General features: G+C 40.1%; 16 protein-coding genes. 8 read left to right on the top strand and 8 right to left on the bottom strand.

Annotated features, from left to right (window positions below; all coding sequences use genetic code 11):
• Positions 1 to 2 precede the first annotated feature (2 nt).
• The gene (locus tag AC570I_RS05815; protein ID WP_497404747.1) at positions 3 to 683 is read left to right on the top strand and encodes an HAD family hydrolase; all 681 of its coding nucleotides are present in this window, start codon (positions 3 to 5) and stop codon (positions 681 to 683) included.
• Here AC570I_RS05815 and AC570I_RS05810 read toward each other — a convergent pair.
• Positions 676 to 1308, bottom strand: a complete 633-nt coding sequence (locus tag AC570I_RS05810; RefSeq protein WP_047800202.1) for a response regulator — start codon at positions 1306 to 1308, stop codon at positions 676 to 678. The two genes, AC570I_RS05815 and AC570I_RS05810, sit on opposite strands and share 8 nt — an antisense overlap.
• Positions 1301 to 3319, bottom strand: a complete 2019-nt coding sequence (locus AC570I_RS05805) for a sensor histidine kinase (RefSeq protein WP_497404746.1) — start codon at positions 3317 to 3319, stop codon at positions 1301 to 1303. Before AC570I_RS05805 ends, AC570I_RS05810 begins: the two co-directional genes overlap by 8 nt.
• 147 nt (positions 3320 to 3466) lie before the next feature.
• Between AC570I_RS05805 and AC570I_RS05800 the strand changes: the two genes are divergently transcribed.
• From AC570I_RS05800 to AC570I_RS05785, 4 genes are all read left to right on the top strand, one after another.
• Positions 3467 to 3871 carry a hypothetical protein gene (locus AC570I_RS05800; RefSeq protein WP_047800419.1) on the top strand — a complete coding sequence of 135 codons (405 nt, stop codon included), beginning with the start codon at positions 3467 to 3469 and terminating at the stop codon, positions 3869 to 3871.
• Positions 3872 to 4120: 249 nt separating this feature from the next.
• Entirely contained in the window at positions 4121 to 5527 is a 1407-nt protein-coding gene (gene lpdA, locus AC570I_RS05795; protein ID WP_497404745.1) for a dihydrolipoyl dehydrogenase, read from the top strand.
• Between the two features lie 144 nt (positions 5528 to 5671).
• The gene (locus AC570I_RS05790; protein WP_497404744.1) at positions 5672 to 7192 is read left to right on the top strand and encodes a choice-of-anchor I family protein; all 1521 of its coding nucleotides are present in this window, start codon (positions 5672 to 5674) and stop codon (positions 7190 to 7192) included.
• 183 nt (positions 7193 to 7375) lie between these two features.
• The gene (locus AC570I_RS05785; RefSeq protein ID WP_156166758.1) at positions 7376 to 8575 is read left to right on the top strand and encodes an MFS transporter; all 1200 of its coding nucleotides are present in this window, start codon (positions 7376 to 7378) and stop codon (positions 8573 to 8575) included.
• On the opposite strand, the gene AC570I_RS05780 is transcribed toward AC570I_RS05785, so the two are convergent.
• The 5 genes from AC570I_RS05780 to AC570I_RS05760 all read right to left on the bottom strand — a co-directional run bounded on the left by AC570I_RS05780 (position 8565) and on the right by AC570I_RS05760 (position 15942).
• Positions 8565 to 9410 carry a hypothetical protein gene (locus AC570I_RS05780; protein ID WP_497404743.1) on the bottom strand — a complete coding sequence of 282 codons (846 nt, stop codon included), beginning with the start codon at positions 9408 to 9410 and terminating at the stop codon, positions 8565 to 8567. The genes AC570I_RS05785 and AC570I_RS05780 overlap by 11 nt on opposite strands.
• Before the next feature lie 148 nt (positions 9411 to 9558).
• Positions 9559 to 12753 carry an efflux RND transporter permease subunit gene (locus AC570I_RS05775; protein WP_497404742.1) on the bottom strand — a complete coding sequence of 1065 codons (3195 nt, stop codon included), beginning with the start codon at positions 12751 to 12753 and terminating at the stop codon, positions 9559 to 9561.
• Positions 12754 to 12818: 65 nt separating this feature from the next.
• Positions 12819 to 13886, bottom strand: a complete 1068-nt coding sequence (locus tag AC570I_RS05770) for an efflux RND transporter periplasmic adaptor subunit (RefSeq protein ID WP_047800208.1) — start codon at positions 13884 to 13886, stop codon at positions 12819 to 12821.
• 2 nt (positions 13887 to 13888) lie between these two features.
• A complete protein-coding gene (locus tag AC570I_RS05765; protein WP_047800421.1) occupies positions 13889 to 15229 on the bottom strand; it encodes a TolC family protein in 1341 nt (446 codons plus the stop codon).
• 107 nt (positions 15230 to 15336) lie between these two features.
• A complete protein-coding gene (locus tag AC570I_RS05760) occupies positions 15337 to 15942 on the bottom strand; it encodes a TetR/AcrR family transcriptional regulator (RefSeq protein ID WP_497404741.1) in 606 nt (201 codons plus the stop codon).
• A gap of 164 nt (positions 15943 to 16106) precedes the next feature.
• Here AC570I_RS05760 and AC570I_RS05755 point away from each other — a divergent pair, with 164 nt between their 5' ends.
• Complete coding sequence (locus AC570I_RS05755; protein WP_497404740.1) at positions 16107 to 16553, top strand: sterol desaturase family protein; 447 nt, start codon at positions 16107 to 16109, stop codon at positions 16551 to 16553.
• A 78-nt stretch (positions 16554 to 16631) separates the two neighbouring features.
• Here the strand turns inward: AC570I_RS05755 and AC570I_RS05750 are convergent, their stop codons facing one another.
• Complete coding sequence (locus AC570I_RS05750; RefSeq protein ID WP_497404739.1) at positions 16632 to 17279, bottom strand: DUF6266 family protein; 648 nt, start codon at positions 17277 to 17279, stop codon at positions 16632 to 16634.
• Positions 17280 to 17537: 258 nt separating this feature from the next.
• Between AC570I_RS05750 and murB the strand changes: the two genes are divergently transcribed.
• Together murB and AC570I_RS05740 are read left to right on the top strand one after the other, a co-directional pair.
• The gene (gene murB, locus AC570I_RS05745) at positions 17538 to 18554 is read left to right on the top strand and encodes a UDP-N-acetylmuramate dehydrogenase (RefSeq protein ID WP_497404738.1); all 1017 of its coding nucleotides are present in this window, start codon (positions 17538 to 17540) and stop codon (positions 18552 to 18554) included.
• Positions 18555 to 18684: 130 nt separating this feature from the next.
• The gene (locus AC570I_RS05740) at positions 18685 to 19215 is read left to right on the top strand and encodes an RNA polymerase sigma factor (RefSeq protein WP_047800424.1); all 531 of its coding nucleotides are present in this window, start codon (positions 18685 to 18687) and stop codon (positions 19213 to 19215) included.
• Positions 19216 to 19447 lie beyond the last annotated feature (232 nt).

Here is a 19447-nt window from a genome sequence, read left to right as displayed (position 1 = left end):
AAATGAATAAAATAAAAGCCCTGTTGTTTGATCTTGACGGTACATTGATTGACTCAGAAAAGTTCCATTTCAATTGCTGGAATGATTTTCTAGTCCAATACGATGTTCAGCTCGATTTTAAAGACTGGCTAACCAATTACGCAGGAATACCTCTGCCACAAAATGCCAAAACCATCCTTACCAGATATAAACTGAATGAAGATCTGGATAGTTTTATCGAAAGACGGGAGCAGATTACCTTGGAAGGATTTAAAACGAAGGATATCGAACTCATGCCGTTCGCACTCGATTTTGTGGACTATTTTTACCAGAAAGGTTTTACATTGGCCGTTGTAACTGCAAGCCCGCGGGCGGATGTAGAAGCCGTTTTTGAAAAAAACGGAATGGCAAAATATTTTAGTGTTTTCATTACGCGTACGGATGTAATCAAAAGCAAGCCCGATCCTGAAAGCTATAACCTGTGTGTGGAGAAGCTAGGCCTGGCCAAAGAAGAATGTCTGGTTTTTGAAGACACTTTGAATGGCGTGAAGGCTGCGGTTGCTGCAGGAATTACCTGTTATGCTATCCAGAATAATATCAGGGCACATTTGAAACTCAAAGCAGCCGATCAACTTTTCCTTAACTTTTCACACGCAAAAAACTATATGCTCGAAAATATTTTAGCTGGCCGGACACCTAAATAAGCAATTGTTCATTGGCGATGTTAATCAGCTCAATGGAGTTTTTGACATCAAGTTTCTGCATCATATTGCGACGGTGAGTTTCTACAGTAAGCGGACTTAAAAATAGTTCTTCGGCAATTATAGGTGTCGTTTTTCCCTGCGCAATGAGCTGAAGGATTTGCTTCTCCCTTTTGGTAAACTTCGGACGACCCTTCAGATCATTTACAGAAGGTTTGGCGATAATTTCAATCACTTCCTTGCTAAAGGCAATGTCGCCCTTCCGGGCAGTTTCAATGCAGGCCTGAAGTTCTTCTACCGAGGCATTTTTCAAAATATACCCACTTGCACCATTTTGTAGAATCTGCATAATGATGCTCCGCTCCGTGTGATTGCTAATGGCGATTACGGCTGTTGCCGGTGATATTTTTTTAATATGTGCACACAGTTCAATACCGTTGATATCGGGTAACATAATGTCGAGTAAAACAATATCCAGCTGGTGCGATGATAAAAAGTTAATCAGTTCTGTACCCGACTGGAAACTTCCGGCAACTTCCATGTTCTCCAGGTTATTTAGCAGGGAAACAATCCCTTGTATCACAATCGGGTGGTCATCTACCACCGCCAGCTTAATTGTTTTATTCATATCGTAGTGGAATTTCAATGTTAATGGTTGTTCCATTTCCGGGCTGCGATTCAATATCGAAATTCCCTTTCAGGTAAGCAACACGGTTTTTAATGTTTTCTATGCCCATACCCTTTGTGTAATTTGCAGTATCGAAACCGCTGCCGTTATCTTCAATGGTAACGTAAAAGCGTTTTTCATTTTCACTACACTGCAAAACTACCTCACTCGCCCGGGCATGTTTTAAGGTGTTATTCAGCATTTCCTGTACAATCCGGTATATTATGATTTGTTCTTCGAGTGCGATGTTTCCGGAAATGTTGATCGCCTGAAAGTCTACATGCATATCATTGCTCATAGCCGATTCAGAAAGATCTTTTAATGCCGTTTCCAATCCGAATTTCAACAAAGTCTGCGGCATCATATTCCGGGCAATATGCCTGAGTTCAGTTACTGATCCATCGAGCTGATTGACAATTCTTTGCAATTCAATATCCGGAAGTGCAGCTTCCTGCTGTTTAGCCCAGTTTGATAAATTGATCTTCAAGCCTGATAACATGCCACCCAAACCATCGTGTAAGTCTCTCGCAACCCGGTTTCGTTCCTTTTCTTCTGCGTTTAACATTGCCCTTCCAATTTCGAGTTGTTGTTTTTGCTCTAAATCTGCCATTTTCTGATGGTAATTAATTGCCCGTTGCTCAGCAAGCTTTCGGTAATTTCGGTAATAAATCAGCAAAAGGATTAAAATGACAAGCAGCAGTACTGAAGCAGCAATCAAAAGAAAAGCGGTGGTTTTGCTTTTCCTGATAATCAGTGCATTTTGCTTTTTATCGGCATTTAATGTTGCTATTTTTTTCTGATTTTCGGCATTCTTATATTTAATTTCAAGTGCATTCACATCCTGTTTTAGTTTGCTTTCGCTCAGGCTGTCATTCAGGTGTTTGCTTTTCTGTAACCAGCCATATGCTTCCTCGAAATTATGGGTGGCAAAATTGACTTCTGCTGCAGCCTCTGCCAATGCAAGTTGATTACCGGCAAGAGCGTTAAACTCTGGTTTATCGATCACTGAATTCAGCGCGCTTTTAGCCATAGCATACTTTTTTTGCGCGAAGAATATTTTATAGCGCTCAAAACTCATTTCCTGAATAGAATAATGATCGCCGAATTTCTCTGCGAGAGTAGCCGCTTTGCTGGCATGTTGCAAAGCAGCAAAGTAATTGTTCGTACTGATGCAGTAACGTGTTGATGTTTTATGATAGTCCAGCCAGAAGTTATCGATTAATGCACCAAATTGCTTGTTTTCAGACTCCTCGAGTGTGTTTTTGGAAAGGTTCAGATAGCGTTTAGTCAGTTCATATTCTTTAAGCTGACAATAGTTATCCGCAAGCACCAAGTAGGCATTGATGAGTAAATATCGTTGTTTGGGAGGGGCACTTTTCAAGAGCCGTATTCCCTGGGTAAGGTAGGTTGTCGCTTTCGCGTATTGTTCCAGGTTCATGAATACCGTTCCGATAGAAATGTACTCGGTTCCAAGAAGTTCATTATCTCCAGCCACTTTGGATAGAGGAAGTACATGATGAATCAATACATCGAGCATGCCTTTTAAATTATCCTGATGCTGAAGGATTAATCCGTAATTATGCCAAACCATTGAGCGTAGTCTGTATACTTTTTTGGTATGGAATTGTTTAAGCAAGGACTCTGCCTGCATCAGCAGCATTTGTGCCTTTTCAAAATTGTTTTCCTGATAAATCCTAGACTCATACCAATAGGACCTGGCCACGAGCAGCGGGAATTTCTCAGCAAGGGATCTCGCTTTATTAAGTGAAGAAATCGCTTTTGAACTATCGGTTTCTGCCCAGAAATCAGTTAATCTGAATGCAGCTTCAGCTTTTAAACTATCGCTGACATTGCCGGTTATCAGCCGGTTTAAGCTATCCGTGAACTTTCGATCTGTTTCCCCGAGTTGTTGTGCATGGCTGCTTGAAGGATTAGAAATTAAGAATAGCAGGAAGATGATATAATTTCTCATTAAAAATAAAAATGCAAGGTTTATTCCTCAACCCGAAATCTAATGAATAATATACCTGAAAACAGGTATAAAAAAATGCCGGATAAAGGTTATTGTGTACTAAAACGCCCGTTCGTTTATTTGTGTATCTATTATTTAAATCTAATTATGAAAAACACAAAAATTAAAACATGGGTGCTTTCTTTCTTTGCGCTCATGCTCGTTACCGGTTTTACGGGATGTAAGAAAGACGATGACAATGTTGACGGTCCTTCGAAAACATCGCATAAGGTAGTTTTTAAAATGGTGGCATCTGCAGGCAGCAGTATCAGTACCGTAGTATATGGTTACGACAGCCAGATTACTTCTGCAACAACGTTAAGCGGTACTACCTGGACAAGTCCGGAAATCACCGTTCCTGCCGGAACAGTTTCTCTAAACGTAACCGGAAATGCACGCGGAGTGGATGCTTCCTCATCGTTAAAAGCACAAATTTACGTGGATGGAGAATTAAAGAAGGAAGGTTCATCAACCGGAGCTGTTCTCAGTGCACTTGCTTCTTACAGCCTTTAAAATTTCGCTCTCTTTTTAAGGATGATTCGTATAACAGACTTCACAATGGTTGAAGTCTGTTGTATTTTCCGATATCGCTACCTTTTCGCTCGTCTCGTTTTTAACTTAAATTAGAACCAAATAAGAGCTGATTTTACGGAATGCGTTTAAAAGGTAAAATTGTTCATTTTCAGGGTAGTGTTTAAGGTTTAACTTTCAGCTTTCCGCCTTTTTTCCCTACATTTGGTCAATCAAAATTTTAAAAGAATTATGCAATACGATGTCGTTGTTATCGGTTCAGGGCCGGGCGGTTATGTAGGCGCAATCCGTTGTGCTCAGTTAGGTTTGAAAACTGCAGTTATAGAAAAATACAAAACTTTTGGAGGTACCTGCTTAAACGTAGGGTGTATCCCATCTAAGGCTTTACTGGATTCTTCAGAGCATTTTCACAACGCCGCTCATACCTTCACTACCCATGGTATTAATCTTAAAGATCTAAAAGTTGATATGAAGCAAATGATCGCCCGTAAAGACGACGTTGTTGCTCAGAATACTGCGGGTATCACTTATTTATTCAAAAAAAATAAAATTGATTCTTACGAAGGTGTAGGCTCCTTTGTAGATAAAAATACTGTACTCATTACTAAAGCTGATGGAAGTACTGAAACCCTGACAGCGAAAAATGTGATTATCGCTACTGGCTCTAAACCAACTGCATTGCCATTTTTGCCAATCGATAAAAAACGCATCATCACCTCAACAGAAGCTTTAAACATCAAGGAAGTTCCTAAAACAATGGTTGTAATTGGCGGTGGCGTAATTGGTCTTGAGTTAGGTTCAGTGTACGCTCGGTTAGGTACAAAAGTTTCCGTTGTTGAATACTTACCATCAATCATCGCTACTATGGATGCTGGTTTGGGTAAAGAATTACAGCGTGTTTTGAAAAAAACACTGGGAATGGAATTCTATATGGGGCATAAAGTTACCGGAGCTACTACAAAAGGGAACACCGTAACCGTTACAGCTGATACGGCCAAAGGTGAATCAATTTCACTGGAAGCTGATTATTGCATTGTAGCTGTAGGCCGTACAGCATACACTGAAGGTTTGGGTTTAGAAAAAATCGGTATTACCGTTGAAGAGCGAGGTAAAAAAATTCCTGTAAACGAGCATCTGGAAACTTCCGTAAAAGGTGTTTATGCAATTGGCGACGTGATTACAGGAGCGATGCTTGCACATAAGGCTGAAGATGAAGGCACGTATGTGGCTGAAACCATTGCCGGACAAAAACCGCATATCAATTACAATTTAATTCCTGGGGTAGTTTATACCTGGCCTGAAGTTGCTTCTGTAGGTTTAACAGAGGAGCAATTGAAAGAAAAGGGTACGAAATATAAAGCAGGTTCATTCCCGTTCAAAGCGAGCGGACGTGCTAAAGCCAGTATGGATACAGATGGCTTCATTAAAGTTCTGGCAGACGCTGCAACTGATGAAGTTCTGGGTGTACATATGATTGGCCCACGTGCTGCAGATATGATTGCAGAGGCTGTAATCGCAATGGAATTCCGTGCATCAGCAGAAGACATTGCACGTACCTGCCATGCTCACCCAACGTATACTGAAGCCTTGAAAGAAGCGGCGTTAGCTGCAACTGATAACAGGGCCATCCATATTTAAACATCCTGCAAAGCCTGCTGATGATCAAAATCTGCAGGCTTTGCTTTTACCCCTTCTCCAACAATTCCTTAACAAAAAGATAACAATTAAAGGCTGAAAATCAGCGTTATCCAAATCTATTTTTGCGGATCAGATAAAACAATCATGAACCGTAAAAAACTTTTCTTTGCCTTACTAACGGCAACGATGGCATTTTCTGCCTGTAAAAAAACTTCAGAACCTATAGATGAAACTGAGCCGATTGTAGCGGAGGATATTGCTTCTTTCAAAGAAATTGCTTCTATTGATCTTGGAGGCGAAACCTCAGCAGAGATTTCAGCATACGATCCATCTACCAAAAAGCTTTTCGTAGTCAGTAACGAAGGCGGTGCGAAAGTGGAAGTAATCGATTTAACCAACTATCCAACGGTGACTAAATTAAGAACACTTACCTATCCAGCCAATGCCGGAATTAACAGCGTGGCTGTTAACAATGGTTTGCTGGCTGTAGCTTTAGACGGCGCTGATAAGCAGGGAAATGGAGATGTTGTGGTTTTAAAGACTTCCGATTTATCTCAAGTAAAAAAAATTACTGTAGGTGCCATGCCTGATATGGTTACATTTAGTCCTGATGGAAATTACATCCTGTCGGCTAATGAAGGTGAACCAAATGATGCTTATACAGTTGATCCAGTAGGATCCATATCGGTTATCAATGTAAAAAGTAATTATTCGGTTAAAACAGTAGATTTCTCCGGATTCGAATCTCAAAAAGCAACTCTACTTGCCGGTGGTTTTAGAATTTATGGGCCTAATGCAAGTTTTGCGCAGGATATTGAGCCTGAATATATCGCGGTAAGTGCTGATTCAAAGAAAGCATTTGTAACACTTCAGGAAAATAATGGTGTTGCAGAAGTGGATATCGTAAGTGGTACCATCACAAAAATTAATCCATTGGGTACAAGAGATATCAGTATGGCAGAAAATGCATTCGACGTGAGTGATAAAGATAGCAAGACTGTTTTGGGGGCCTGGCCAATTAAAGCTTTTTATCTGCCTGATGCCATTTCCTATTTCACCACAGGCGGTACATCTTATCTTGCATTGGCAAATGAAGGTGATACCCGTGCCTGGAAAGGTTATGATGAAGAAGCAAGAGTGAAAAGTTTAAAGTTAGATGCCGCAAAGTTTCCAACAGCTGCGACATTTCAGCTTGATGCAAATCTGGGTAGATTAACCGTAACTAAAGCATTTGGCGATACGGATGGTGATGGTGACTATGACGAATTGTATGCAACTGGTGGAAGAAGCCTAAGTATTTTAAACGCAAGTACAGGTGCATTAGTAGCGAACATAGGCAAGGACCTGGAGCAGCATGTTATAGATGCCGGTAAATACGACGATGAGCGTTCGGATAATAAAGGTGTTGAGGTTGAGGGCGTAACAGTAGCTCTGGTTAATGGAAAAACACTTGCTTTTATTGGTATGGAGCGGGTAGATATGATCGCTGTTTATGATGTTTCTACACCTGCATCTCCAAAATTTGTTCAATTGTTTGCAACAGGTGATGCGCCTGAGGGTGTTTTATTTGTGAAACCTAAGGATAGTCCGAATGGGAGAAGTTTACTTATTGTTGCCAGTGAAGGAGATGGAACAGTAAAGTTTTTTCAGCCAAATAAAATATAACCGCCAGTATTGATCGGCTTTCGGTCATATCATTTCGGAATGTAATCCCCGTAGAATTTAATAATTTACGGGGATTTTTTCTAACCTGCTTTTATTGTATCTAAATGATAAATAGGTCTTCCATTTACCAATTCATTTTGGGAACTTTGCAAAATATAACGAATACCATTTAAACCCTTTATTTTGGAAGAAATAAGTCCTGGTCAGGAAATTCTAAGTCGATCGAATATTAAAACTGAAGGTTCAGAAAGCACATTAAACCGCATTCGTCTTGCTGTTGCACTATTTTATTTCGGACAAGGAATTGCTTTCGCATCCTGGGCAAGTCGTATTCCTGATATCAAGCATACTTTAAACCTTTCAGATGGAGAGTTGGGAAGTATATTGCTCGCACTACCTGCCGGACAACTACTCACCATGATTATTTCAGGACGTTTAGTCACCCGTTTTGGAAGCAAAAGAATATTAACGATTACGGCGCCATTGTATGTTTTAGCGTTAACTAATCTTGGCCTTGCCACTGCCCCCTGGCATCTTGCCGCCTTTCTTTTCCTTTTTGGAATCGTAGGTAATATGTGCAACATCTCCGTAAATACCCAGGGTTCGGAAGCTGAAAAACTATTCGGACGCCCGATCATGACTTCCTTCCATGGGGCCTGGAGCATTGCAGGGTTTACCGGTGCTTTGGTAGGCTTACTGATGATTAACCTGCATATTGTCCCATATTATCACTTTTGGATAATTGCCCTCCTAATCTTTGGAAACGTCACCCTTAACTATAAGCATCTGGTTCCCGGAAAAGGAGTTGTTACCGAACGCAAGAAGAAATTTGTAATGCCTGACTGGGGATTGATTCAACTGGGCATCATTGGTTTCTGCAGTATGGCAACTGAAGGGGCGATGTTCGACTGGAGCGGTGTTTATTTTAAGGATATCGTTCGCGCACCTTCATCGCTGGTGATTTTAGGTTATACTTCTTTCATGATTATGATGGCTACCGGCCGCTTTATAGGGGATAAAATTATTGCCCGCCTGGGACGCAAACGCACCATTCAAATCAGCGGACTGATTATATCAGCAGGAATGTTTATCTCTGTGTTTTTGCCATATGTACTCACGGCAACTATTGGTTTTATGTTAGTTGGGGTAGGGGTATCCAGTATTGTACCAACCGTTTATTCTGTTGCTGGTAAAAACGGAAAGATCGCGCCTGGAATTGCCATTGCCATTGTTTCCAGTGTGAGCTATTTCGGATTTTTACTTGGTCCGCCGCTAATAGGTGGAATTTCCGAACTGTCAAGCCTTCAGTATTCTTATGCGGTAATCGGCTGTTTTGGATTGCTGGTAAGCTTTCTGGTGAGTAAAATGAGTGCTATTGAGTAGGTTTACTACTCAGATTATCCTTGGTGGTATTCATCGTATTTTTAATTAATCCGTATTCCTTCAACGCTGTCACTGCAAGTTCAATCAGCCTTAGGTTTTCATTTTGATGTCCGTGCTGCACTTCAACATTGATATATGGAATCTTTTCCTGCATGGCGTATACCGATAAGGACCCGTCATTCTCTACAAACTTCGATTGCAGAATGACATTTACATTCGCTTTTTTAAAACTAGTAAATAAGCGAGGCTCGGTAACGTAAACCAGGTCATCGCCGTCCATCTGGAAATTGATGTAAACCGAATCTGCTGTGCTCGATAAATCATAGCCGGGGAGGTAAGAAGATATTCCGAAACCACCATCAGCATTATTATGCAATGTTAATATATAACCTGTTTCTTTCGGGTTATAGAAATCTACGATTTGTTTGCCGGCATTCAAAATCATTTTTTCTACCTCATTCGAGCTATAGGCGCTTTTTTTCAGACGTGTATTCACTCCTTTCTCTGTGTAAATGGCATTGGGGTCGATGCGATACGGGTCATCCATATAATTGAAAACGTAGTCTCTTGCTCCGCCATACTGGCTGTCGATCAATTCCCCGCCACTCCACCGGATATAATCAAATCCTGCCTTAACACCGGTATCTTCGTTATCATGTACCACCAAAAACCTTACTCCATTAGGTTTGTAACTATACTTTACCAGATTAATGTTTAGATTGGCAACTTTAATGAATGATGAATCAGTAGTCATTGCAGAAAAAACAGGAGGGTGTTGAGCGTATGCGGTGAAAACAATAAACGCTAGAATTATTTGCTGAATAATCTTAAACATATCAGCTAATATACAAGAATGAAGCCGAAATGTTTTCTAACGCACTTTTTAACAAATTGCAGTAGCCGCTACAGCAAATTTTGTTATGGTAAACATAAAAAGCCCCGCGGGTTAGCGGGGCTTTCTGATTGTTAATCTGGGTGTTTAATTAGTGTCCGTGGTCTAAATCGTATTCCAGAACATCTTTATGGTCATAAGGTTCAACCATTAAGTCATCTATGGTTTTTCCTTTTTTATTAAAGCCAAAGCGCTCTAACATTCTGTCGAATATTAAATAAACTACCGGTACTACAATTAAGGTTAAGAATAATGAGCTGGTTAATCCGCCTACAATGACCCAGGCCAGACCATTTTTCCATTCGGCACCTGCACCGCTTGCCAATGCAATCGGAAGCATACCAAATACCATGGCGATGGTGGTCATCAGAATCGGACGTAAACGGGCATGGTTAGCCAGTACCAAAGCTTCTTTAGTTTCTTTACCTTCTGCTTTAAGGTGGTTGGTGAAATCGACTAATATAATCGCATTCTTCGCTACCAGACCCATTAACATAATCAAACCTAAAATGGTAAAGATACCGATCGAATTATTGGTCAATGCCAGGGCCAGTAATGCTCCGATTACTGCTAATGGAAGCGAGAACATCACTACCAGCGGATAAATAAAACTATCATATAGCGCTACCATGATCAGATAAACTAAAATTACCGATGCTAATAAGGCAATACCCAATGTTCCGAAACCTTCTGACTGGTTTTCCTGGTCACCTGCCCAGGTATAGCTTACCCCTACAGGTGCTTTAAGCTTACCATTCTTCTGCATGTCTTCCAGTTTCTGCTGGAATTCTGCAACAATGGTTCCTGTTGGCCTACCAATAGATTGCGCCTGAACAGATACTGAAGTAGACTTATTCAATCGCTCAAGCTGACTTGGGCCTGAACCCTCGGTGATCTCAGCAAACTGTGATAGCTTGATTTGGGCACCTTTATCATTCACAAAGATCAGATTACGTACATCATCGATGTTTTTTCTGTTGAAATCCTGGTACTGAATATTGATGTCGTACTCATATTCGCCTTTTCTGTATTTACCATCCGTATTCCCGGCAAATGCGGTTTGCATGGTCGATCCTACGGTTGAAAGGGTTAAACCCACAGCTGACATTTTATCTCTATCTACCTGAACATTAATCTCAGGAGTACCTTTTTCTACTGATAATTTGATCTCGGTTGCTCCGGGAATGGTTCTAAGCAATGCCTGTGCGCCTTCTGCATACTTCAATGCACTGTCTAAGTTCGATCCCATCACCACTAAACTAATCGGCGCATTTTCCGCGATGCCCAAAATACTAATCGGCACTGTTTTAACTTTCGCACCTACTAGCTCTTTTGCCAAAGCACGACTCATTTTAGTTGCAAATACATCAGAAGAAACTCCTTCTCTTTCTTTACGGTCAACTAATTTTACGTTGATCTCTGATTTGTAAGCTGTAGCCTGAGTACCGCCCATATCACCGCTGGCCTGGCCAACTGTGGTAATCAACTGGGTAATCTCTGGCTGTTTCTCCAGGAAAGCCTCAGCTCGCTGTGTGAAGAAGTTGGTTTGCTCTAATGGCGCATCTTTAGGTAACTCGATCTGGACAAGGAATTCACCTTTATCTGATTTCGGGAAGAACTCTGAACCGATAAATCCTGCACCTAATAAGCCACATGAGCCGAGGAACATTACAAAAACCATGATTAAGGTAAGTGCCTTATGGTTAAGCGACCATGTTAAGATACTCGTGATCCATAAGGTGAATTTCTTCAACTGTTTTTCGAACCACAAAATGAAGCGGCCAAACATGTTCTTGCCTTCGATATGTTCTAATTTTCCGAAACGAGAGAAAATTAAAGGTACAATGGTAAATGAAGCCAATAAAGACAGTAAAGTTGCGATGATTACCACGATACAGAACTGACGCAGAATGTTTGATACCAGTCCGCTACTTACAGCGATAGGGAAGAATACCACTACAATTACGAATGTAATGGACACAACGGTAAAACCAATTTCGCGTGTTGCATCGGATGCAGCCCGTACTTTGTTTTTACCCATTTCCATGTGTCGCTGGATATTTTCAAGTACCACAATCGCATCATCCACCAGGATACCCACTACAAGTGATAGTCCCAGTAGCGACATTAGGTTCAAAGTGAAACCGAATAAGCTGATACCAATAAATGTTGCTACCAGAGATACCGGAATAGATACCATTACAATTAATGCATTACGCAAACTATGCAGGAAGAAAAGCATTACAAAGGCTACCAGGATAACCGCTAAGATTAAATCGTGTATTACGGCATCTGCAGATTCAAGTGTAAAGATAGAGCTATCATTAACGATATTGATATCCAGTTTGTTGGCCGCATATTCTTGTTTCAGTTTTGCGATAATGGCGTGTGTGCCTTCACTTACCTCAACAGCGTTTGCATCACTTTGCTTGATAATCTGGATGGCAATGGAAGCCTGACGGTTAATACGTGCAAGTTTTTCAGTTTCCTTTTTCGAGTCCTGTACATCTGCAACATCACCTAAGCGGATCTGAGAACCATCTTGCGAAGTAGTTAAAACCAGGTTTCTCAATTCATCAATACTTCTGTATTTACCCGATAAACGGATCAAGACATCTTGTTTAAGTGTTTTTACACTTCCTGTAGGGAAATCTAAGTTTGAACTTAAAATTATTTGCTGTACCTGAGGTACAGAAAGGTTATAACCCTGAAGTTTGGCTGCATCAAGTGAAACCTGAATTTCACGTTCCGAACCACCTACTAAATTCACCTGTGCCACACCACTTACCCTCGAAATCACGGGGGCGATTCTCTGATCAATTAAATCGTAGAATGACACGTCGTCCATGTTTGCCGAAGCAGTCATGGTAATTACCGGTAAATCATCCAGCGAGAATTTACTTAAAGATGGTGTTTTTACGTCTTCGGGCAGATCAGCCAGGATAGCATTTACCTTACGTTGTGCATCATTCAGGGAAATATCGATGTTGGCCTTATCCGTTAAGGTGATGGTCACTGCCGATAAACTCTCATAAGATACTGAGTTGATCTTTTTGATGTTTTCCATTGATGATACCGCATCCTCGATTTTCTTGGTTACGGTATTCTCAACCTCATTTGGTGAAGCGCCAGGGTAAATTGTTGAAATAGATACTACGTTGTTCGAGAATTTTGGAAGTAATTCATAGCCCAACGAAAAGTAACTGAGTAGCCCCAATAAAGTAAGTGCGGTAAAAACCACAATTACCAGCGAGGGCCTTTTTATAGATATATCTGTTATCTTCATTTTAATTCGTATTGCGTTTTGCGATTGGCATTTCGCGATTTCAAAGCCGACTAAATCTCTCTAACTTATTTTACAATGCTTACAGCAGTACCTTCAGCTAAGTTGATCTGACCGCTGGTGATCACTGTTTCGCCTTCTTTTAGTCCATCAAGAACTTCTACATTGTCGCCTAAAATACGGCCTGTAACCACATTACGAACTTTAGAAGTATTGTTGGTTTTATCATAGATAAATACCTGATTGCTACTTACACTGCCCACGAATGAAGTACGGGGAATCAAAATGCTTGGAGCCTGTTTCGGGAAGTTAAATACTGCAGTTCCATACATCCCTGCCCTTAAGCTGTTTTTGGTGTTATTGCTTACCTCAATTTCAACCGGGAAGTTTAAAGTACCATCGGCTTTTGCTGCAATGAAAGTTACTTTTCCAGAGAATTTTTCATCCGGGAAAATGGTAGATTTGATCGCGATATCATCACCGATTTTCAAGCTTGCTACCTGAGCCTCGTTTACATTTACTTTCAGCTTCAGTTTAGATACGTCAACCAGTTCAAATAACTGGGTTCCCTGAGCGGTTACAAACGCACCAACTTCTATGTATCTCTTGTTCACAATACCGTTAATTGGTGATTTAATGTTAGCATCGCTTACTTTTCTTTGTGAGGCTTGTAAACGAAGTTTTGCATTTCTGGTAGCCAGTTTAGCCTGGTCAAGTTGTTGCTGGGTTACCCCGCCGGTTTCGTAAGAGCTTTGATATCTTGCTTCATCTCTTTTGGCGTTTTCGTAAGATGCCTGAGCAGTTTCTCTATCAGTATTGATAATCTCAGCATCAATACGTGCCAGTACCTGTCCTTTGCTTACACGTGAACCTTCGTCAACGTAAATAGCAGTAACACGACCGGCATTTTCAGATAAGAAATTAAGTTCCTGTTTCGGCGCAAAGGTTCCGTTTGCTACGAAGTCGATGTCTACAACTTTCTTCTCAACAGTAGCAACCCGAACGGCAACAGCACCTCCACCTTTAGCAATGAAAGCAGTTTTCTCTTCGTTCTTCTTTTTATTGTTGCTTAAAACATAGGCTATTGCACCAAGGGCAACAACAACTACGATGATTATGGTAATTACTCTTTTCATTTCTATTGTACTAGCGATTTAATATTTCCGTTTGATTTGATTAGTTGTATTTCGGCGATCTTATAATTTAATAAAGCCTGGGTATAGCTGTTCTGCGCCTCTGTTAATGAGTTTTCTGTTTCCAGTAGATCTGTCAGGGAAGCCAGTCCATTGTTGTAATTGTTCTGGGTGCTTTTGTAGATCTCCTGAGCTAAGTCTGCATTTTTACGTTGCGAATTAATCGTGTTCAGATTATTACGAAGCTGAATTTTTGCATTTTCGTAAGCCAGATTCAATGAATTGGTAGATTCTTTGCGGTCTTCTTTTGCCTTTAGGATGTCAACATTAGCCTGGCGAACTTTTGAACGTGTTAAAAAGCCATTAAAAATTGGAACCCTAAGCGTTAATCCAATTGCAGAAGCACCGTAACCAATTGCAGCAGCATTTGAATTAAGGAAATCGAAGCCATCACTTTGGCTCGAATAGGTATAGTTCCCGGTCAGTGCCAATGAAGGATAGTATTCTGCCAGGTAAGCTTTACGCTGCAGGTTGAGCAGTTTATCCTGGTTATCCAGTAATTTAACTTCAGTTCTATTGGCTAAATCCACAGAATCGGTAAATACGGGTAACTGGGTAACCTGAGTTAATTCTGTAGCTGGTAGTTCAATTGGATTGCTCACCGGCATACCCATTGAAAATTTTAACTGATTTTCTAACTGGGTGATGGCGTTTACTACCTGATCGCGCTGCGTATTCAGATTGGTGAGGTTGACCGTGATCCGATCAACATCAATTTTTCTGGCTAAACCATTTTTAAATTGATTTGAGATCACCTTTTCAACGATTTTTACATTTTTGATGTTGGTATCAATTACATTCAGTTGTTGTCTGTTTACCAGTACCTGATAATAATTGTTTGCTACCAGCTCGATAATTTGTTCTTCAGTTAACTGAGAAGTGAGGTTGTAATATTCCTCACTTGATCTCGCAGCCTGAAGGCCGGTGAACACCTGCTGGTTAAAAAGTTGTTGTGAAAGCTGAACGCCGGCTGATGAGTTCCAGTTCTGGCCTAATTTAAAGGCTTGTGTTTGTCCACCTAAATTGGCAACTAACTGACCGATAACAGGATTATAGGTTAGGCCGGCGGTACCTGTAATTTGTGGTAAAGCCTGAGCCCTCACTTCTTCAACCTTGTAGCGGCCGCCCTGTATATCCAGTTTCGCCTTGCGAACGCGGGCATTGTTTTGTAAGGCATAATTTAATGCGTCTTTTAGGGTAACCTTTTGTTGGGCAGCCACCAGTTGTGGTATGGCCATGCCAGCAAAGAGGATGAGCATTAATCTTACCGTTTTTACTCTAAGCATAATGTATTGTTTTTTTGTTTTTGGGTTCTTTTTTTTAGCAAGTAGCTGGTAATAAGTATCAGGACAGCACACTACTCCTGTTTAGCTTATGCTTTCGTTATCTGGCTTTAGCACTTTAATCCTTTTATAAAAATCGATGAAAGATCTTTCTGTTTCTGCGCCATTTTGTTCACTGCTTTTTTATCTGGAGTCAAATCTTTTCCAATTTCCAGCAAACACATGTTTACTAAACCCATCAAACTTTCCAGATAGAGTTCTGCTACATGTGACATACTTTCGTGTTTGATCTCCCCGTTAACCTGTGCCTTTTCAAAAATATCTGCAAAAAAAACTTTTTCGTTATCCTTTAGTGCAGTTAACTTTTTCTTCATCGAATCATCGTTGAAAATATCCGGCAATCCTTCCGATATTCTTAGCATGAAATATTTCAGGAAGAAGCTGCTTCGGATGTCGATGGTTTGGTACAAAACAGTTTCCAACGATGCATCCGGATTATACTTTTTCTTTAACAAATCAAAATAATCGGTAAATACTTTTTCAATCACACCAACAATCAAACTTTTCTTGTCGGGGAAATAATAATAAAGGGAGGGCTTGGAAACGGAGAGATCTTCAGCAATATCGTTCATGGTGGTTTTACCAATTCCGAAGTGACTGAAACGCTTGATGGCTCCATCAATAATTTGTTCTCGCTTTTTATCAGCTACAATCATTTTACTTTTCTACTTTCTGACTTTTTTAATACTTTGGTCAAAGTTAGATGTTTTAAATGAAATTGTTAATTGCCTGATTCATAATTCGAACGCAAGCTTACAATCATGTGACAATTAAAACCTTTTTCGTTGGTTTATAGTATATTTAGGAATTAATTTATATTATGGAGGTGATAATCGTTAGGCTTCTCGTTGTTTTAGTGACCATTGTATTGATGGAATGTTTTTCCTGGTGCATGCATAAATACCTGTTTCACGGACCATTATGGTTTTTGCATAAGAGTCATCATGAAAAAACGGAATCGTTCTTTGAATGGAATGATTTGTTCGCTGTTGGCTTTGCTGTGATTTCGCTGGCCCTGATGTTTGCAGACAGACATCATTTCGGGAATGTTTTTTTTGTTGGTGTAGGGATCAGTGTTTATGGGGTTATTTACTTTGTTGTGCACGACTGGTTTGTGCACCGGAGGTTAAAAACCTTCTCGAGTAAGAATAGCTATTTAATGGCGGTAAGAAAGGCACATAAAATCCATCATAAAAACAGAAATAAGGAGAGAGGCAAAGCTTTTGGATTGCTGTTCGTAAGTAAAAAGCTGTTTAAGGCAAAGTAAAATAAGGTTTGCCCTAATTCGGTTCATCCGGCGTTGTTGTGCCGCAAAAGTTTGTTTCTGTAATCATTTAATTTCCGTCTAAGGTAGAGGGACTGAATAGAGTCCGAAATAAAAACTTGTACATGCCTGCTGTCTGTTGTTGCTTAAAAATGTTCCATATACATAAACCTCATGTCCGTGGAAATTTTCAGGCAGGGTATATTCGTAATGGCCTGATCCTCTATTCGTGGCGCATGTGCTTGCTGCGATATCCATTTTATCATTTTTTTTGAGTACCGCAAATGCCAGCAGGTCATCAATCTTCATATTCGGATAATCAGATGGCAATTTTTTCCAGGTAAATAACAGATTTTGCTCACTTAATCTGAGTTCAAAATTTTCTGGTAATGCTAAGGTGCCTTCGCTGATTTTGATTTTGGGATAATCTAAATCAAAATCCGGGTATTCGCCAATTACGATATCCTTATTAAAACGGTGAACTGCATTCTGGGCAGAATGTGTTGCAGTTTGATTGATGAAGGTAATCGCAAAGAATTTAAAAAAAGGATTGCGCCATTCATTAAAATACCTGAACTTTGCCCTTGCAGCAATTTGTTTTAAGGTAGGCGGTTTACTTGATTTTTTAGGTAAACCCCTCAAATAATTTTTTCCGCGTGACACAACGCCGACTACTGAACCGACTTTTCCGCTGAAATTTCCTAAGATGCCATTTTTTACACTTCCCATATTGAAAAAATTTATAATTGAATTTACAACTATTCAGAATAAGTTGCAAATTTATTTTTAGCTTCTGCTTGATTTCCACTCAGGTTAAACTGCTGATTTACATAAAACTCCGATGAAACTCCGTACAATCTCCGATGAAGGGCGGTTGTAGCAAAAGAAACTTTAATTTAACGAAAATCAGTTTTTAAACCACCTTTTGTCTGTTAATATCCGGGCAGTTATTTTTTTTGCTTTACTTTGCAGCATAATATTGTAACTATGCTTCAAATCCAGGAAAACGTTTCGCTTAAGCCTTTTAATTCGTTTGGTATCGATGTAAGAGCGCGTTATTTTGTGGAAATTTTTGATGAGCAGGATTTAATAGATCTGTTCGGAATGGAGCTGTTCAAAAATCAGGAGCTTTTCATAATTGGCGGCGGAAGCAATGTGCTTTTTACTAAAGATTACGATGGTCTGATCATCAGGATGTGCATCAAGGGTATCTCTGCGGAAACAGATGGTTTAGATGTGTTGGTTACTGCCGGAGCAGGAGTGGTGTGGAATGATTTTGTTAATTATTGTGTAGGAAATAACTTTGGGGGCGTAGAAAACCTGAGCCTGATTCCTGGGACTGTGGGTGCTTCGCCCATCCAGAACATCGGCGCTTACGGTGTTGAATTAAAAGATGTATTTGAAAGTTGTACGGCTTTTGAAATCAAAACTGGTGAAATTAAGACATTTACTTTCGTTGATTGTCACTTCGGTTATCGTGAAAGTATTTTCAAAGCTGAATTAAAAGGGCAATACATTATCACCACTGTAAAATTCAGATTAAAAACAAAGGCGGGCGTTAACACATCGTATGGTGCAATTGAAGCCGAACTGCAAAAGCGTGGCATTGAGGTTCCTGGAATTGCTGATGTTTCTGCAGCTGTATCGCACATCCGGGTTAGCAAACTTCCCGATCCTTCCACTATCGGAAATGCCGGCAGTTTTTTTAAAAACCCGGTTATTGAAAAATTTGAGTTTGCTGATATTATTGCCAGGCACCCCGATGTGGTCCATTATCCTACAGCCGATAATAAGATTAAACTGGCAGCAGGATGGCTAATTGAACAATGTGGCTGGAAGGGGAGAGTAGTGGGTAAAACCGGTACCTGGAAAAATCAGGCACTGGTGCTGGTGAACCACGGAGGTGCTTCTGGCACAGCCATTTTTGATTTTTCTGCCCAGATTATAGACAGTGTGAAGTCTACTTTTGGAGTCACTCTCGAGCGGGAAGTAAATATTTTGTGACGAAATCCAGTCTCAAAACCCGTACAGGGTTTCGGGCTCGTGCCAAAAATTTTTGGTACTAACTTTGTTTAAGCTAAAGGGAATGAAACATAGTTCATTTGACTTTTTATCTTACCTAAAGCTAAACATCATGACAAAATTCGAATTTAACCACCTAGTTAACCACCATTCAGTATCCCTAAGATCTTACGCTTTAAACTTCACCAAAGATGCAGAAGATGCAAATGATCTTGTTCAGGATACTATGCTTAAGGCTATTACGTATTATAATAAGTTTAAAGAAGGTACAAATTTAAAAGGGTGGTTGTTTACCATCATGAAAAATACCTTTATCAATAACTATCGCCGCCTGGTTAAAACCAATACTTTAATTACCCAAAGCGACGATATATCTTCAGCAAACCTTTCTTATAGTGCAACCAAAAATCAGGCAGAAAGTAAATTCGTGCTCGGCGATATAGATAAGGCTTTAGCGCAACTGCCTGAAGAATATTATATTCCTTTTATCCGTTATTTCGAAGGCTTCAAATACCATGAAATAGCAGATATGCTGAACATTCCAATTGGAACAGTAAAAACTCGTATTCACGTTGCGCGTGGAATTCTTAAAAAATACCTGAAAACATACTCTAAAGACATTGCTTTAGCTGAAATGGCTTAAAATACACCACATGAAAAACATGAAGCCCGGGATTATTTCCGGGCTTTTTTTGTTTTGTTATTTACCGGAGGCTTCATCAAGAATTCGTATTTGAACGACTAGAGGGTGTGCGCTTGGCGGGAATTGAATTAAAAGCAAAAGGCCCGGATGTCTCCAGGCCTTCTTGCTTATCATATATTTGGTTAGTTGATTCTTATTTTTGCTTTCAACAACTTATCTTCTCTCTTATTTC

The sequence above is a fragment of the Pedobacter sp. A2324 genome, from assembly GCF_059693705.1.
This window is presented reverse-complemented; position numbering and strand designations above follow the sequence as displayed.